This is a genomic window from Palleniella intestinalis (assembly GCF_013166595.1).
In the GTDB taxonomy this organism is placed as follows: Bacteria; Bacteroidota; Bacteroidia; order Bacteroidales; family Bacteroidaceae; genus Prevotella; species Prevotella intestinalis.
The window spans coordinates 21,192-37,551 of the sequence record NZ_JABKKG010000007.1; the positions used below are offsets into that span (position 1 = coordinate 21,192).

19 protein-coding genes are annotated in these 16,360 nt (G+C 43.8%); all 19 read left to right on the plus strand.

Features of this window, described 5'->3' with window-relative positions:
- Positions 1–84: 84 nt before the first annotated feature.
- The 19 genes from HPS57_RS10175 (at position 85) to HPS57_RS10260 (ending at position 16,227) form a co-directional block, all read left to right on the plus strand.
- On the plus strand, positions 85–1,122 hold the full coding sequence (locus tag HPS57_RS10175; protein WP_172182765.1) for a PDDEXK nuclease domain-containing protein: 1,038 nt from the start codon (positions 85–87) through the stop codon (positions 1,120–1,122).
- 35 nt (positions 1,123–1,157) lie between these two features.
- Positions 1,158–2,270 (plus strand): hypothetical protein, encoded by a 1,113-nt coding sequence (locus tag HPS57_RS10180; RefSeq protein ID WP_172182767.1) that lies wholly within the window; start codon positions 1,158–1,160, stop codon positions 2,268–2,270.
- Positions 2,271–2,424: 154 nt separating this feature from the next.
- Complete coding sequence (locus HPS57_RS10185; RefSeq protein WP_172182769.1) at positions 2,425–3,549, plus strand: AAA family ATPase; 1,125 nt, start codon at positions 2,425–2,427, stop codon at positions 3,547–3,549.
- 334 nt (positions 3,550–3,883) lie between these two features.
- The gene (locus HPS57_RS10190) at positions 3,884–4,087 is read left to right on the plus strand and encodes a hypothetical protein (RefSeq protein WP_172182771.1); all 204 of its coding nucleotides are present in this window, start codon (positions 3,884–3,886) and stop codon (positions 4,085–4,087) included.
- Positions 4,088–4,092: 5 nt separating this feature from the next.
- Positions 4,093–4,863 carry a hypothetical protein gene (locus tag HPS57_RS10195; protein WP_172182773.1) on the plus strand — a complete coding sequence of 257 codons (771 nt, stop codon included), beginning with the start codon at positions 4,093–4,095 and terminating at the stop codon, positions 4,861–4,863.
- Between the two features lie 7 nt (positions 4,864–4,870).
- Entirely contained in the window at positions 4,871–5,062 is a 192-nt protein-coding gene (locus HPS57_RS10200) for a hypothetical protein (protein WP_172182775.1), read from the plus strand.
- A 4-nt stretch (positions 5,063–5,066) separates the two neighbouring features.
- Positions 5,067–5,753 (plus strand): hypothetical protein, encoded by a 687-nt coding sequence (locus tag HPS57_RS10205; protein ID WP_172182777.1) that lies wholly within the window; start codon positions 5,067–5,069, stop codon positions 5,751–5,753.
- A gap of 4 nt (positions 5,754–5,757) precedes the next feature.
- Positions 5,758–6,408 carry a hypothetical protein gene (locus HPS57_RS10210; protein ID WP_172182779.1) on the plus strand — a complete coding sequence of 217 codons (651 nt, stop codon included), beginning with the start codon at positions 5,758–5,760 and terminating at the stop codon, positions 6,406–6,408.
- 252 nt (positions 6,409–6,660) lie between these two features.
- Complete coding sequence (locus HPS57_RS10215) at positions 6,661–9,720, plus strand: hypothetical protein (protein WP_172182781.1); 3,060 nt, start codon at positions 6,661–6,663, stop codon at positions 9,718–9,720.
- A 475-nt stretch (positions 9,721–10,195) separates the two neighbouring features.
- Positions 10,196–10,504, plus strand: coding sequence for a YkvA family protein (locus tag HPS57_RS10220; protein ID WP_172182783.1), 309 nt, complete (start codon positions 10,196–10,198; stop codon positions 10,502–10,504).
- Positions 10,505–10,690: 186 nt separating this feature from the next.
- Complete coding sequence (locus HPS57_RS10225) at positions 10,691–10,948, plus strand: hypothetical protein (RefSeq protein ID WP_172182785.1); 258 nt, start codon at positions 10,691–10,693, stop codon at positions 10,946–10,948.
- Positions 10,949–10,973: 25 nt separating this feature from the next.
- Positions 10,974–11,534: an HNH endonuclease signature motif containing protein gene (locus HPS57_RS10230; RefSeq protein ID WP_172182787.1), complete on the plus strand. Its 561-nt coding sequence runs from the start codon at positions 10,974–10,976 to the stop codon at positions 11,532–11,534.
- Between the two features lie 47 nt (positions 11,535–11,581).
- Positions 11,582–12,151 carry a hypothetical protein gene (locus HPS57_RS10235; RefSeq protein WP_172182789.1) on the plus strand — a complete coding sequence of 190 codons (570 nt, stop codon included), beginning with the start codon at positions 11,582–11,584 and terminating at the stop codon, positions 12,149–12,151.
- A 354-nt stretch (positions 12,152–12,505) separates the two neighbouring features.
- Complete coding sequence (locus tag HPS57_RS10240; protein ID WP_172182791.1) at positions 12,506–12,700, plus strand: hypothetical protein; 195 nt, start codon at positions 12,506–12,508, stop codon at positions 12,698–12,700.
- 48 nt (positions 12,701–12,748) lie between these two features.
- Entirely contained in the window at positions 12,749–13,093 is a 345-nt protein-coding gene (locus tag HPS57_RS10245; protein ID WP_172182793.1) for a PM1101 family membrane protein, read from the plus strand.
- 22 nt (positions 13,094–13,115) lie between these two features.
- A complete protein-coding gene (locus tag HPS57_RS10250; protein WP_172182795.1) occupies positions 13,116–13,259 on the plus strand; it encodes a hypothetical protein in 144 nt (47 codons plus the stop codon).
- Positions 13,260–13,285: 26 nt separating this feature from the next.
- Complete coding sequence (locus HPS57_RS14445) at positions 13,286–13,417, plus strand: hypothetical protein (protein ID WP_256378288.1); 132 nt, start codon at positions 13,286–13,288, stop codon at positions 13,415–13,417.
- A gap of 1,008 nt (positions 13,418–14,425) precedes the next feature.
- Positions 14,426–14,791 (plus strand): hypothetical protein, encoded by a 366-nt coding sequence (locus HPS57_RS10255; protein WP_172182797.1) that lies wholly within the window; start codon positions 14,426–14,428, stop codon positions 14,789–14,791.
- Between the two features lie 155 nt (positions 14,792–14,946).
- Positions 14,947–16,227 carry an RtcB family protein gene (locus HPS57_RS10260; RefSeq protein WP_172182799.1) on the plus strand — a complete coding sequence of 427 codons (1,281 nt, stop codon included), beginning with the start codon at positions 14,947–14,949 and terminating at the stop codon, positions 16,225–16,227.
- The last annotated feature ends 133 nt before the right edge of the window (positions 16,228–16,360 follow it).

Sequence of the window (16,360 nt, forward strand, 5' to 3'; positions counted from 1 at the left end):
TGATATTCAGAAATCTCCATAATAATTTGCATTAATCATTAAAAAGATATATCTTTGCAAGCAATAACTAAAAGCCATTACACTATGAATACCGAAAACAAACAGATTGGAGAATTTGAGTACGCAACATTCAAAAACCAAATAACCCAACGGATAAGGACAGCACAATATGAAGCAGCCAAAGCCGTAAACAAGGAAATCATTGCACTATATTGGGAAATAGGCAGGATAATAACCGAGCGACAATCGGCTCAGGGCTGGGGAAAATCCGTGGTGGAGAACCTGTCAAAAGATATCCAGAAAGAGTTTCCCGGAATCAAAGGATTCGGGGTTAGAAACGTATGGGATATGGCACGATTCTATGCTGAATACCGGTCCAATGAAATTCTGCAACCGTTAGTTGCAGAAATCAGTTGGACAAAACATATTGTCATCCTCACCAAGTGCAAGGATACGCAGCAACGGCAGTTCTACATATTGGCGACGAAACGTTACGGATGGACGAAAGACGTGCTAATCAACAAGATAGAGCTGAAGGAATACGAAAAATTCCTTTTGGGACAGACAAACTTTGAGCGCACACTTCCTGAGAAAATAAAGCGTCAAGCCGTACTGGCTGTAAAGGATGAATACACTCTGAACCTTATGGAGCTGGGCGACGAGCCTTCAGAATACGAGCTGGAACAAGCCATAGTCAAGAACATCCGCGCCTTCCTTATGGAATTCGGACCGGACTTTGCGTTCATGGGAAACCAATACAGGATAGAGATTGACGGCAGAGAATTCTTCATTGACCTCCTTCTCTACAACCGCCGATTGCAGGCAATGGTGGCTGTTGAACTGAAAGTCGGAGAATTCAAACCCGAATACAAGGGAAAGATGGAGTTCTACCTTAATGTCCTCAACGACACAGTGAAAATGCCACACGAGAATCCGGCTATAGGTATTATCGTCTGCAAATCAAAAAGCAGGACAATCGTTGAATACGCCTTGAAATCATCGACAATGCCTATCGGAGTGGCAACCTACAATCTGTCATCTGAGCTACCTGAGGCTTACAGAGAGTTCTTGCCGACCTCCGAAGCCATCGCTAAAAGGCTTGAATTCCTGATAGACAAGTAAAACTGACACTAAACCTATCTCTTCATCAATTTCTTATGCAAACAGAACGATACATATCGGAACACACCGATGGCGGAAAAGCATATTTCTTCATGCCAAGAGTGGGCAAACACTACGCAGAAGGCTTCCGGAATCTCCGCACATTGGTAGTGGGCGTGACACACATCTGCACCAACAGCTGCCCTTTCCATGACCGTTGCACCTCTGTTGAAGGCATAAAAACGATGGACAAGGAATGCCCCTGCTACAAACAGAGAGAAGACTATTACCGCCTTTCAAACTCCAACGAGATAGAGATACTGTCGTTCATCGATGGTGAGGCACGCTATCCGGCATACTCCGCCTTCACCTACTATATGCTGAAAGCTGCCGATGAAATGCCCTACGAGCGCAAAAAGGAATTCTGGGAGCATGTCGCTTTCACCAACTATCTGCAGATTTTCCACGACAATGATGAGACTTTGCCTGCCGATGAGCAACTCTATGCGGACAGTTTCCCGGCATTCCTGCAGGTTTTGGAGGAGCTAAAGCCACACATAATCTACGTTTGGAACACCCGCGTATGCGAGGTTCTCAAGAACCATTCCGACCTTCTTCGCTATCTCGGCAAGGCAAACATGGCCCACGGCCTGTCGGTCTATGCCTTTGCCTACCTGCCTGTTGCGAAAGAAATACCGGACTCCGACTTACGGCGTATCCGCTACACCTATGGCATAAAAACCACAATACACCATCAAGAATGGTTCAAGAATCAGGTGCGTGAGAGCTTATCGCCATATATGGAAACAGATGAAGACCAACAGAACAGGCTAATCCGCAAACTTGGAGACAACCTTTATGATATGGTAGATAGTGATTTGCTGGGTACTACCGAAGATTCCATCTATTTTAATAATAGCTTCTATGGAAAATGGACAACAAAGCACAAAGGCTATTTCTTCCATTTCCTGAAAGAAGAATATCTCCTGAAGATAGGAGGCGCAAACGAAGCCATTGCGAAAATGTTCGATGAAAAGAATATTGCAAAGTATTCGTATTACAAAGAAGAAGACGCAAAAACAGACAAGCTCTGCATAACTATAACCAAAAACTGCTTCCCTAAGTTGGCAGATAAGTGGAGACATCAAGAAATAACGCCATACAAATAATGCCTTGTTGCAAACCAAAAACGCAATTCCCGCCCGTCACTTGCCACGAAAACATTGAAGAAAAGTTGCGCCAATGAAATAAAATGCTTACCTTTGCAGCGCAACATGACGATTTATTATCTTTACGTTATTATAAAACAATAAAAGGAAAAGCATGGCACGGAACCCATTTATAATCAACGGATATGAAGGTTCGGAATACTTCTGTGACCGTGAGCAAGAGACAATGCAACTGACCAACGAGTTGATTAACGGCAATAATGTGGCATTGGTCGCCACAAGACGTATGGGAAAGAGCGGATTGGTAAAGCATTGTTTCCAACAAGAGCAGATATGGAATGAGTTCTACACATTTTATATAGACATTTACGCCACACGCTCATTGTCTGACTTTGTATTCCGCATGAGCAGGGAAATCCTCGCAGGACTAAAGCCCTACGGACGCCAAGCGCTGCAACGCTTTTGGGAAAGCGTCAGGTCGTTGCAGGCAGGCATATCATTCTCACCGCTTGGAGATGTATCATTCAACCTGCAGATTGGCGACATCGTACAATCGGAAAGCACACTTGACGAGATTTTCAGTTACCTTTCATCTGCCGGCCGTCCATGCATAGTGGCAATAGACGAGTTCCAACAGATTGCCAACTATGGCGATGAGAATGTAGAGGCACTGCTCCGGACATACATCCAGCAATGCCCAAACGCGAGATTCATCTTTTCCGGAAGCCAACGCCACATGATGAGCCAAATATTCCTAAGCCCTTCACGCCCATTCTACCAAAGTGTCTCCATAATGCACTTAGGGAAAATTGACGAAGGGAAATACGCTTACTTTGCCAAGAAACATTTCACGGATAACGGCAAACAACTGGAAGATGGCGTTGTGGAAAAGGTCTGCATGTTGTCAAAGAATATAACTTGGTACATGCAGAAACTCATGAACACCCTCTTCGCCGCCACAGAACAAGGTGGCAAATGCACAGTAAACATGGTTGACGAGGCATTGGCATACATCCTTGACAGCCAGGCTTTCGGTTACCGCGAGCAGATGTTCAGACTGCCGGAGAAGCAGGGGCGCGTCCTGATAGCCATAGCCAAAGAGGGCGAAGCGGCGGCTGTCACATCGGGTGCCTTCATCCGCAAGCACAGACTGAGCAGTGCAAGCACCGTGCAATCGGCATTGCGCGGCCTGTTGGAGAAGGACTATGTCACACAGGAGCAAGGACACTACGCTGTCTATGATGTGTTCCTCAGCTATTGGATTGTCAGAGAATATTAACCACACATAAACAAACAAAAAACAAAAGGTGACCTTTCACACAACGAAAGGTCACCTTTTGTCATGTCAACTGTCACCTTTCACCCGGTAAAAGGTCACCTTTCGCAACCCAATATATTTTTTTGGAGGATTTTTGGAGATACGCATTTTTTATTCACGCATAACACACTGATATTCATCACTATCCTTTTATTATTACGGCAATAAAAAGGCAATATCAATTATGACCCCACTGTAATAGCATCATTATTACTAACTTTGCATCGCAATCAACAAAAAAACGTGGTTGTGCCAAAGGCGGCATGCCTTAACCTATTAATAAAAAAACAAAGTTATGAACAACGAGATTATGCAACTGTTGGTGTCAGGCGTCAACACCATGCAAAACAACAACACTAACGCAGGTGTGCCACAGGAAACACCGAAAATCCTTGGCGTGAAAGTCGACACCGCACTTACAATAGGCGTAGGCGTGGCACTGTGCGTCAAAGGCTTGGATTCACTATTTGACGATATGGAGAAAAACGGACTTATCTAAAAAACATGAAGAATATCCACCAACAAGAAGAGGCGCTGCAAGCCGAATGGCTGCGTGAAGCGGAAAGGTTTGGGGACGCTGACGAACTCTGCGTTGATGGTCTGCTGTTCCGAGGTGAGATAAGCAATCGCGATGGCTACTGGCACCGCGAGAGAGGAGACGAAGAGGGAACGTGGAACGCCGCACCACGCCGTCTGCTTATCCTCACCAAGGACCTCAACGACGACGAAGCATGGGACATCCGTCAGGAGACGGGACGCACGAACACCATCGCTTTCAACTACGAGCAGGCCCTACCCTTCTACAAGAACCTGCGGATGTGGAGCTACCTCCTGCTTACCGCCACGGCGGATAACACCCCTTCGTTCCGCGAGGCGCGCGACATGAAAGTAACAGGGCCGTTCTACGAACAAGCTCCTATCGCACGCATAAACTGCAAGAAGCAGGTGGGCAACGGCAGCCTCGCCGACAGCACCCTGCTGAAGTATATGCATGACTACGCCCCACTCCTCAGTCGCCAGATAGCCCTCTACGACGCCAACCTGCTGCTATGCTGCGGTTGCTCTGCCGGCACAAACCGAATCCTTGATTTTGTCCGCGCACAGTACCTGCCCGACTTGCAGTATCTGCCCGAGTGCGAAGACTGGATTTACTATTCCCCCTCAACCGGGAAGATTGCAATCAACAGCTATCATCCGTCTGCCCGCATAAGCTACGAGGACACTTACGAAAGGCTTGCCTATGCGTACAAAAAGTTTCTAACCACAAAAAAATAACAACATTATGGTAAGAGGAATAAGAACTTTCAAATGCCCCCACTGCGGGCACGAGTTCAAGGCATTCGACATCGAATGGAAGTGCACAGTCGCCACCGCCCCGGTGCAGTGTCCAAAGTGCGGAGGATGGACAGAAGTGGAATGGCCATGGACAATGACATGGCCGGACAAGCTAATAAAACTGTTTACAAAAAAATAAAGCTATGGAAAGACTACCTGTATATTTCAAAGAGATGACGGAAGCACAGCTTGCTGTTGTCGACTCAATAGAGAGGCGGCTTGCACAGTTGTACAGGAACTGTTTCCCTTCCAATCATCGGGATAACATCTACACAGAATTGCTGAGAGAAAGGAAGCGTATCCTGGACAAAGCATTCCTCTCTACCGACGAGAACCACAAGCTGTTAGAGGAGTTTGTCGAAAAGTCCAAAGCAGCAATGTTTGATATGCGCGAGCGGTTGCGCATCACTCACGAACTCATTGGCAGCCATACCGAAATCGGTGAAGATATAGCCATAGATGCTTATGTCTATCCCCGGTTTGACTTCTCCATAAGCCATCCCGAAGCGGACGAAGAGTATCTGGACAATCTCCACGACATGTTTGATGACCAATCCTTCGGTGGACTGGAATACAATCTTGACATGCCCCCCAGATACGAGTACCACGAATGTATGGACGATGACGAGTTCCTTTATTCAAGCCTAAGCTCATGGGACGAGAGAATGGACCGGGAATGGTGCAAGGACATTAAGCTCCCACGCTATTTCCACCACATGTACGACCACACCCTATGGTCGCTCTTCGACATACTCCACATAAAGGAATATGACATAAACATAAAGATTGACATTGACCATTGGGCTACGCCAAGAGACACAAGACTATAAACCTATGCAGAAAGAGAAAATCATTGTAAAGCTTCATGCTTTGGACTGGACTATGGGCGAAGTTGCTTTCTTTTACTTCACGTTGTCCGACATTGGACGGTTGAAAGTAGAATGGGGAGACGGCCACACATCACATTACCATGGGAAAGAAATACGTGCTGAACATAGCTATCATAGCAGTGCAAAAAAGACAGGAGAACCTTTCAAGGTCATTATTGAATGTGAAGATTGCACGTTCAAGTATTTCCACACGGGGTGCTTTGATATGGCAATTGACAACGTCGACTTCCGCGAGTCTCCCTCTTTAGAGACATTGGAAAGTCACGGCGCTCATGCAGACTTATCACCACTCAAAGAACTCAAACATTTTTGGTACCACGAATCGTCCGGGACAACATTGGATTTGAACAGCAACACTCAGCTCGAAACGCTGGACTGCAGTTGCGGAGAAATGCAAAGCCTTCTGCTCTCCAAGTGCGACAACCTCAAGACACTCGAATGCTGGTGTTGCCACAATCTGCGTAGAATCACCCTTAGCAATGCATCACAGCTGTCAAAGATTGTCATATCACCCGACCACTGTGTAGAACCAAAATGCTGGGAACATATACAAAAAACAATTCAAAAGAACAATGGAACAATAGAATTTATATGAATAACACGATTATGGCATAAAGCGTTGTGTCTAAAGCAAAAAAGGCTCATACCTGATAAAAATGTTCCGAAATGTTTTGCTGTTTCAGATAATTGCATTATCTTTGCCAAAAAGATTAACTATAAAAACTATTATCAAGTAGAGAGAGAACGGTTCACGCTTTTTTATGCCTTTTTGTCTGCGTCATTATGGACGCAACATCTACGAAACTAACGACTAACCTCATATATTAATCTCCTAAACAACAAACCTATGAAAAAAGTATTTTTATGCAGCTTCATCACGATGCTGACTGTTGTCCAGATGGCAATAGCCGGTACGGGAACTGTGAAAGTGAAACTAACAGGAGTGGAGGACGGTAACAAAGTCACGCTGACTTTGGAGTCCAATGCTTATCTTTATGCCATTGTCACAACCACCAATGGTGACTATCAGTTTGAGAATGTTCCGGCAGGAAAGCACGCTGTGAAAGTTGAGGCACCAGGCTACAACCTGCCTCCGTCTCTGAGTGTTGTCGTCAATGACGACGGCAGTGTTGCACCGAAAGAGCCACTGAAAGTTGCGGTTACACGCATGAGCGACAACCCTGACGAATGGCATTTCTCTTGGCAGGAGGATGGCAGTACAGGCGGTCATACAACAACGGCGAATGTGAATACTCCGCCGGAAGTTGAGTTCCTTGGCAAGAAGATTGTGCCGGCTGATGTACCGTCATTCAGCATCCTGCAACAGACTTACAATCTTTTGCTTGCCGACGAGGAAGAACCTTGGACACAGGAATATGCGTATAGACTTGTTGAGACACTGAAGACAATTCCTTATGGCGGTGACAAACCAGCAAAATTCTGTCTTACAGCAGACCACTTAGGTGATGACATTGAAGTAAAGGATTTGGGCGAAGGCTTCGAGGTGAGAATCTCCAAAGACGCATTCTATTATGCCAATCCATTCCTTGTGTCGCTTGACGGTGTGCGTGGCAGGTTCTTCTCAAAGCGCCTGCATCATGCTATGGTGAACTATGTGACCGATTTCGGTCGCGACAAATATCGTGTCAACGACATACTTTTCATACGTTTCGGATGTAAAGTGTTGGACATCAATTACGAAGAGCTTACACGTGGACAAACAAACGAGGATGCCGGACGCTTCCAGGAGTTTGTGCCAAGCGAGTTGGTAAGCATAATCAATATGTTTGAGGAGTTGCCGGAAGGATTCCACAAGACTCCACACTTGAACTATCTGATACGCAGAATCAATGGTATGAAACATCCATTGGAGCCGGAGGCTGCGGCCATAGCATGGTGTGTGGATAATGGCTACATTGAGTTTATGGAATCAGCTTTCGGTGGAAACAATCAGCAGTTTGAGACCCTGCGCTTGATTCTCCACGAAAAGACCCATTTCCTTTGGGCGTATTCTTTCTCCGAGGAGATAAGGAACGATTGGGCAGAGGTTGGCGGATGGTATCCTGACCCTAATGCTGCAGAAGGCTGGTCGACAACTAAGAATACGGAGTTTGTCACACAGTATGCTCACAGCAAAAACCCTAATGAGGACATGGCTGAGAGTGTGGCTTACTATCTGAAAGACCCTGACAAACTTCTGTCACGCGCTCCTGAGAAATATGAGTTCATACGTGACCGCATCATGCATGACGCACGTTATATTTCCAAGATTCCTGACCATCTTACATTCGAGGTGCTGAACCTCTTCCCGGATTATGACTATCCGGGAAAGATTAAGCGCGTGGATGTGAAAGTGGAAGGCGCACCTGAAGAGGACAAACTCCTGACTGTTGAGATAGAGCTTAATGACTTGGAGGGATATGATGATGGAGCTACAGGCGCTTATGTCAGGGTTTCAAGCCAAAAATATATAGACCAGTTTGGTGAGAAACTATTTCATTTTGCTGATGTTAGGATGTCCCCTGTTGATGGTAATGACCATTTATTGCGTGGCGAAGCAACTATTAGTAAATATTGCAAGGCTGGGTATTGGGCAGCAGGAGATATAACTGTAGATAACGCAGTAGGGAATCAACGCTTTGAAGGACGCAACGATGTTGTTGTCAATAGTTATGTGAACAATCCATTAGAGGATTTGGAAAGCCCTGTCTATGAAAAAGGAAGTTTGAGATATGAACTTACAGACTCCGTTGTTGAAGACCGTCATGTCCAGAATCTTAGAATTATATGTAAGGTTACAGATAATATCGGTATGAAGAATGTCATGTGCAGATTGGCTAGAGGAAATATGTCATATTATGGTATTGATACATATGGAAGATATGACAAGAAAAGCCAATTGGGTATCATTGATGCCATAATTCCTGATTACTATCCATCAGGTGATTATTTTGTTTCAAACATTTTCATAAATGACTCTACCGGAGTTGATAAATGGGTCACTTTCTCGGAGTCTCCATTGGACGAGCCACTTGTAAAGGTGAATATAACCACACCTAACCCTGACACGGAAGGTGCAGAGATTGACTTGAACAGAATCGTTGTCTATGCAGAACCTACTCATCCGGAAGCACCCGATGGTGAAACTCTTGTCACTATTAATCTCTATGGACGAGACAACATTTCTGGAATTGACCATTTTGACTATGCTCTACTTGACCCTCAGGGCATCAGGCATGGAACCTCAACAGACAGAGATTGGAAGATATTTTTTGATGGTGACCCGACAGTCTGGAAGCGATACACCATTAATTGCGTATTGCCACAAGGCAGTACACCAGGCATTTGGGGATTGGCAGAACTCACAACATGGGACAAGGCGTGGAACGGCAGGACATACAACTTTGTCGAAACAGTATTGTTCGAGCCGGATGACTCATCTACCGACTATGTGCTGTTCTCCGAACTGACGGATGACAACATCCTTAATCTCGGCTTGTCAACAGAGACCGGCACACTCTATGGCTTCACCTACCGCATCATACAGGAGGAGACGGGACAGGAAATCTCCGGTGACAGCAATAAGGCTAAGAGCAAGGGACGATTGAGAATGGCTCCGGGACAGTGGGATGCAAATGTGGATGTCTCTGCATTGCCTGACGGAGAACTGATTGTCATTGTCAACATACTTGGCGAGGACGGCGAGGTGGCAGCAGTCCGCATGAACCGCGTGACAAAGTCTTCGTCCACTGCCATAAAAGACGTGAACACTACCTCTAAATCAACGGTGGATGTCTATGATGTGCGTGGCGTATTGGTGAAAAAGCAAGTGATCTATGGAGCTTGGAAACATAATCTCCAACCCGGCATCTATATTGTCAACGGCAAAAAAGAGATAGTTTTCTGATAAACAGATGTCAGCAGAAACAAAATTTCACGCCATCGCATAAAAAACTTGCATAAAAGGAGCGTAGTCTGCAAAAAAATGTGTACCTTTGCCACCGGTTGGAGCAAGAGAACTCCACAGCAAGATTGGCAAGTTGCAACAACCCACTCAAAGAAATCGCCAAAATTCTAACAGAAGGGTGAAACGCAGCTACGCTCCTCTTTCCTTTGCCGTCCATAGCTAACAGACGGCAATGGTGCATTGTAACTATACACGAGGAAACAAAAGGTTACAGAAAGAGGAGCACGTAATGGACGACAATGTGCAGGAATGCGCACCTGTCAGCATACGGCGTAGCATGTATTCCTCTTCTTCCGCACCTGTTCTGGCAGGTGTTTGGCGATACCTTTTGAGTCAGGTGTAGTTGCAGACGAAGCATCTACGCCTTTCTTGCTATATATACATCTGTAAACCTGACTTTTATATAATACATACTATGGCAAACGAACTGCAAAACACCTCCAATGGCAATCCAATTACCCCTTGGATTATCTTCGGACTATGCATCCTTTACGACATCAGTCCTGTTGACATTATCCCTGACATCCCGGTCATCGGGTGGATAGACGATTTCTTCATCACAGCAACAGGCACTCTCAACCTCATACAGAAAACCTGCAATGACAGCATGGCATGGCTCGGCACAATAGCCAAATACCTGAAATGGATTGTCGCCCTCATCGGTATCCTCATCATCGCACTGTTAGGTCTCCTCATCATGCTCGGCATCCAACTGTTCACATAAGTAGCAGTCTCTCGAAGAAACAAAAGAAAACAAAGAAACTTCCTGTCATTCACAAATCACCCTGACGAATCAAGAAAATTTCTTTGGATTCTTAGAGTTCTTAGAGCAATAAAAAAAACTCTGAGCAATATGACTTTATCTATAAAAATATTGTTGATAATTTGCTTAACTAATATAAACCTAAGTATGGCTAAAAACAACTATTATTGCGAATATTGCGGGCACAAGTTCCCCGATGTTCGTCTTCTCACCTCCGCCACTTGTTCAAGGCATCCTGATGGCTGCAACCGCGGTCGTCACAAACTCTACGAAGGCAGCGAGAAGTCCAAGTACACCTGCAAGTATTGTGGCAGACAATTCCCATCAATCATGACAATGGTTGGCGGCACATGTGCCTACCATCCGAAAGGAAGTAATAAAGGACCACATGCGCCGGCATTGTAAACAAATATAACCTAAAAACATATCTATGAGTAACATCAGTAATTATAAGGCGGGAGTCATTAGAAGTATAGGCAATATGTCCGCCACAGACCTTCATGACAACCTTATGGGTGGACTTCCAACCTCCAACGGCTGTTGGAGCGGTGAACAAGGCAACTCACGCTGGCTTCCTGACACGGACTATATACCAAAAAACAAGCACTATAATAATATGTGGGGAAAGCCATGGAGTCAAATTCTCAAGGAGAACTCCTGCACTGACGGTATCATATTTACCAACGGAGAGATAGACTTCGCACGCACCGGTCTGGTGAAAGCAGAAGTCATAATCCCCGATGGCATAGGCTCATGCTTCACCGAGCGCCAACTTGAAAAAGGCATACGCACCCGTCTCCATGACACCGCCTTCGCCATCCTCGCCCAACACCTCGGCAAAACCATGGAGGAAGTGTATGCATGGAAAGACACTAACAACTATGTCTGGCACGAATGTATCGACCTAAAAACCCTCCAACTCGTCCCAAGGGAAATCCACGACAATGTCCCTCACCAAGGTGGCGTGGCAATATTGAAGGTGAGTGTGTGAAAATAAGTTGATCAACAAAATCTATAACAATCTTTAAATAAGCAACAATGGAAAATCAAGAAAAGGGAATACAAGTGTGGAATGGAATCTTAGGCTCCGCCATGAAGCTTCCTGTCATCAAAGTGGATAGGAACGCTTTCCTCACTGCAAAATTTCGCAAGTATTGCGATGCGAAAACAATGTTAGGGATATTGGAAAGCAGCCCTGCAAATTACTTGGATGAAAAAATCATTAAACGCGTAGTAACAGATTGTATAGCATCATCAACACGTAATACTACATTGTTATCGGCAGCTGCAGGACTCCCTGGAGGGTTTAGTATGGTTGGAACCATACCTGCCGATTTAGCACAATTCTATGGTCATGTACTACGTTTAGCTCAAGAATTAGCATACATTTACGGTTATCCTTCTCTGACTGATGATAATGGGGAATTATCTGAGGAGTCTAAAAATATATTGACCTTATTTGTCGGCGTAATGTCTGGTATTGTAGTCGCCAATGAGGGAGTAAACTTTATCGTACGTGGTTTTGCAGAACAAATAACAAAACGGGTACCAAGAATGGCTTTAACTAAAACTGTGATTTATCCTATTGTTAAGAAAGTCGCCGCATAGATTGGAATTAGTGTCACAAAAAAAAGTTTTGCACGTGGTTTATCTAAGATTATACCGATTGTTGGCGCAGCTATTTCTGGCGGTCTAACTTATGCATCTTTCAAACCAATGGCACAAAAGCTAAATCTTAGACTACAAGAGGATATGGAACTTTTTAGAAGTGGATACCAGAAGGCAAAAGAAGCAGAATATGAAGAATAAAAAAACTGATAGGCCCGCCCATAAAGAAATCCACGGCAATCCCCCTCATCAAGGCGGCTTGGCGATATAGAAAGCGTATGTGTAACAGGGTTATGAATTTCGTAGAACTTAATTGACTAATTTGTCTGATTTTACGTATAAAAACAAATCATCATGAAATTTCTCAAAGACACAATTGAACTTGCAAAAGATTTGTCCAAAGATACAAAATGGACAAAGGATATTTTAACAGGAACAAGAGGCATGTCAGCTTCTGACAAAAGCTATATAGATCATAACGGCAAAAGAAAAGCTGGCGAGTTCTTGGTTAAAGCTCTATGGAAACTCTATGGCAATAAAAGCAAATAACCGGAGAACATGTCTTGGTAATAATAAATAATTCTAACAATAATAATTATGAGAACAGTTACAACAAAAGAAGAACTTGCAAAAGCTCTAAAAGCCAAAGAGAAAGTACGAGTCACTGGACCTTTGGCTGACAGCTTTATTAAAAAACAAAAGAGCAAGAAGAATACAAAAATAGCTGCGGCAGCAGTTGCTGTAGGAGGATTACTTGCTATGCCATTCACAGGAGGGCTCTCCGGCTTAGCAACCATGACTGCATTAACAGTAGGTACGGTAACCATATCTGCTGCAGAAATTGCGGTTATCCTTGGAGGGACAGCTGCTATTTATGGCATCCACAAAGGATACAAAGTCAAATACAATCCAGACGGAAGTGTTGAAGTAGAACCAAAATAATTACAAACACAAGAAGAGCACTATGATGAAAAATTATGACGATGATGAAGAGGAGTTTGACGATTACACTCCAACATCTTGGGAACGTCAAGATGACGAAACTGATGAGGACTACGAAGAACGTACGCAAGATCAAGAGGATTGGTTAGAGTCATTTGATGATTAAATTATAATTAACAAAAACATTTAAATATGGATACAAAGTATTATTGGGACTTGCTGAGTGGCAAGAGAAAACGCAACTGTGCCGATGATTCCTATATGGATTCCAACGGAATAGGTCCAAAGATGTTCCAACTGCTTCTTGGAATGTTGGGCAAATAGTTATAATGTTTTGCAAATCGACATTATATCAAAAAATATGTATCACTCTACAACGCACGATGCGTACTAACATCACAGTCACCTCCATAATAATGAGGTGGCTGTGATGATGCCACCACTGATTAGCAATGAGCTAAGGAGTCAAATGCACGCAGAATCAATGGAAGGCATATAAGTAACTAAGTTTGTCCACAAACTGCGCTATTTTGCGATTTTTACAGCATCAAAGTGCGCTATTTTATGTTTTTTTAATCCATAAACTGCGCTATTCCGCGATTTTAATAACATCAAAGTGCACTATTTCCACAAAAATTCCGTGCAATCTATTATGGCAAACTCCACAATCTTCATATAATTGGCAGTGTTAATAGAAACACTAAGCAACAGAACAAGTTTTAGTACAAACTAATTTTCAACAGTTGCTTATAACGGATAAAAACAAGAGCAACAGGTGTTTCATCTTCTATAAAGAATAAATATAAGTCAGTCCACAAAATTAAACGATAAGTTAGTCCACAAAATTAACCGACATTATTTTCAATCGTTATGTATGGATTTGTCTTTCGCCTTCTCTACTTGTTCTTTTTGGTAAAAACCATAGGTATCATCGGTCATGTAGCCCGCTACACTCCCTCTTCAACCTACGCTTTTTCCTCAAAAATAACGGCGCAGATAATGCAAATTAATTTTGTGGACTAACTTATTTTCTAAACATTTTTCTTCCTCTGCCGCGTTTTGGCACACATCGCCTTTAACTTTGCACTCAGAAATCCCTCTCAGGAGGAATCGGACTACGGAAACAATATTTACATAACTAAAAAACAAAGAATTATGAACGAAGGATGGTTGAGTGTCTTACCAGCAGAGGTCGAAAGATTTTTTGGCGTCCCAATAGGAATACTTTGGTTAGATATCCTTATTTACATGCTATTGGTATGTTTGTATATTGGAGGGCAAATATACACATACAGAAACCTGCGAAACTACAGAAACAAAAAAAAGAATGCCATGAAGAAAAAAGATTCTGAATCTTGTAATGGCAGCAACGACATGGTATTTAAATTGCTGGTTTTGCTACTTGATTTGTTCGTGTGGATACCTCCTATGACGATTGTCTGCTATCTGCTTATCTACGATTACCCGACATGGCTTAATGACATATTGGGAGAATATGCCACTACGGTTCTGATTTGGCATGAGCACATTATGGACAGCGGAACAGGAACTGCCTTCCTAATAGCACTTAAAGTTTATTTGTATGCTTCTTTAATTGCTGGGATGCCATTTATAATCATAGGTGCGATAGTAGAGCTATTACAAAATTACTCATGGAGAAGACGCACAAACAAGAAGTCTGACAATCGTAACGCTTGATTATGACGGGAAAAATGAAAGTATTTCAATAAAATCCATTAATTTATTCATCCTATGCAGTATTTTGGCATACTCATGCTGCAACTTTACATTCGAAATCATTAATCACTTAACGGGTGGATGGGAGTTTTTATTAAACTAAAAGCACAAAGTGTATGAAAACAATAGAAAACTACAATGTGAAAATATTCACAGACAATGTGGAAGAGACGGCAATCGAGCAAATAGAGGAACTTCTCTCCATTGATGTATTCAGCGATTGCAAGATAAGAATCATGCCTGATGTACATGCAGGTGCAGGATGTGTGATAGGATTCACAGGCAACTTGGGCGACAAGGTTATTCCTAACATAGTGGGCGTGGACATAGGTTGCGGTATTCTTGTACAGCCGTTCTCTGTCACGAAAGACATTGATTTCCATGCTTTCAATGAGTACATCCTCCGTACCATACCTTCAGGCAGAAACCATAGGGACGATAATTATTCTCCGCTGCCTGAAAAGTACATGGAACGGTACAGTGAGGCGAAGAAGCTGATACTGCAAATGCACTGCTATCGTGAACTGAAAGAACTGAGACGCCTCAACAAATCCATCGGTTCGCTGGGCGGTGGCAATCATTTCATTGAGTTGAACAAGGACGATAAGGGACTGTTTTATCTCGTTGTGCATACCGGCAGCCGCAATCTCGGCAAGCAGGTGGCACAGATTTATCAGACACTTGCCGTGAAGTGCCAATCAGGATGGGACGAGTTAGTGGCAGAGCGAGACCGGCTGATTGAGGAATACAAGAGTGCAGGCAGAAAGGCGGAACTGAAGGAGGTCATCCGTCAGTTGCACAGCTCTTTCAAGATGCGCAAGCCAAAAGTGGCTCCTGACCTTTCTTTCCTTGAAGGACAGTTCCGTGAGGACTATCTGCATGACATGCGCCTGTGCCAGCGCTGGGCTGTAATCAATCGCCGTCTGATAGCAGACTTGTTAATGGACTTTCTGATTCAGGAGGGGTGTATGCCCGATTATGATGCCGCTTTCGAGAGCGTCCATAACTATATCGCTGACAACAATATGATTCGCAAAGGTGCTATCTCCGCACAACTCGATGAGCGTTGCATCATTCCACTGAACATGCGCGACGGTTCGTTGATTTGCATAGGAAAGGGCAACGACGACTGGAACTGTTCCGCCCCACATGGCGCAGGACGCATCATGAGTCGCAGCCAAGCATTCAAACAGATTGACATGGACGATTTCAAGCAGTCCATGCAAGGTGTCTATAGCGAGACTGTCACAGAGGAGACTAAGGACGAATCACCGATGGTCTATAAGCCTCAAGAAGAAATCATGGCAAACATCCAAGATACGGTCAGAATCAAAAACATCATCAAGCCGATATTCAACTTCAAGGCAGCAGAAAGTTTTCATCCACGAAAGAACTGACTTTGCGCTCACGTGGCAAGAGGAATGTTTTATTCTCTTGCCACCATAGTGCTTTGTAAAAGAAAGAATCCTTAATTTAGCATAAAAAGGCTGTTTTGTTTGGTGATTTGCAGATAAAAAATTATATTTGCAA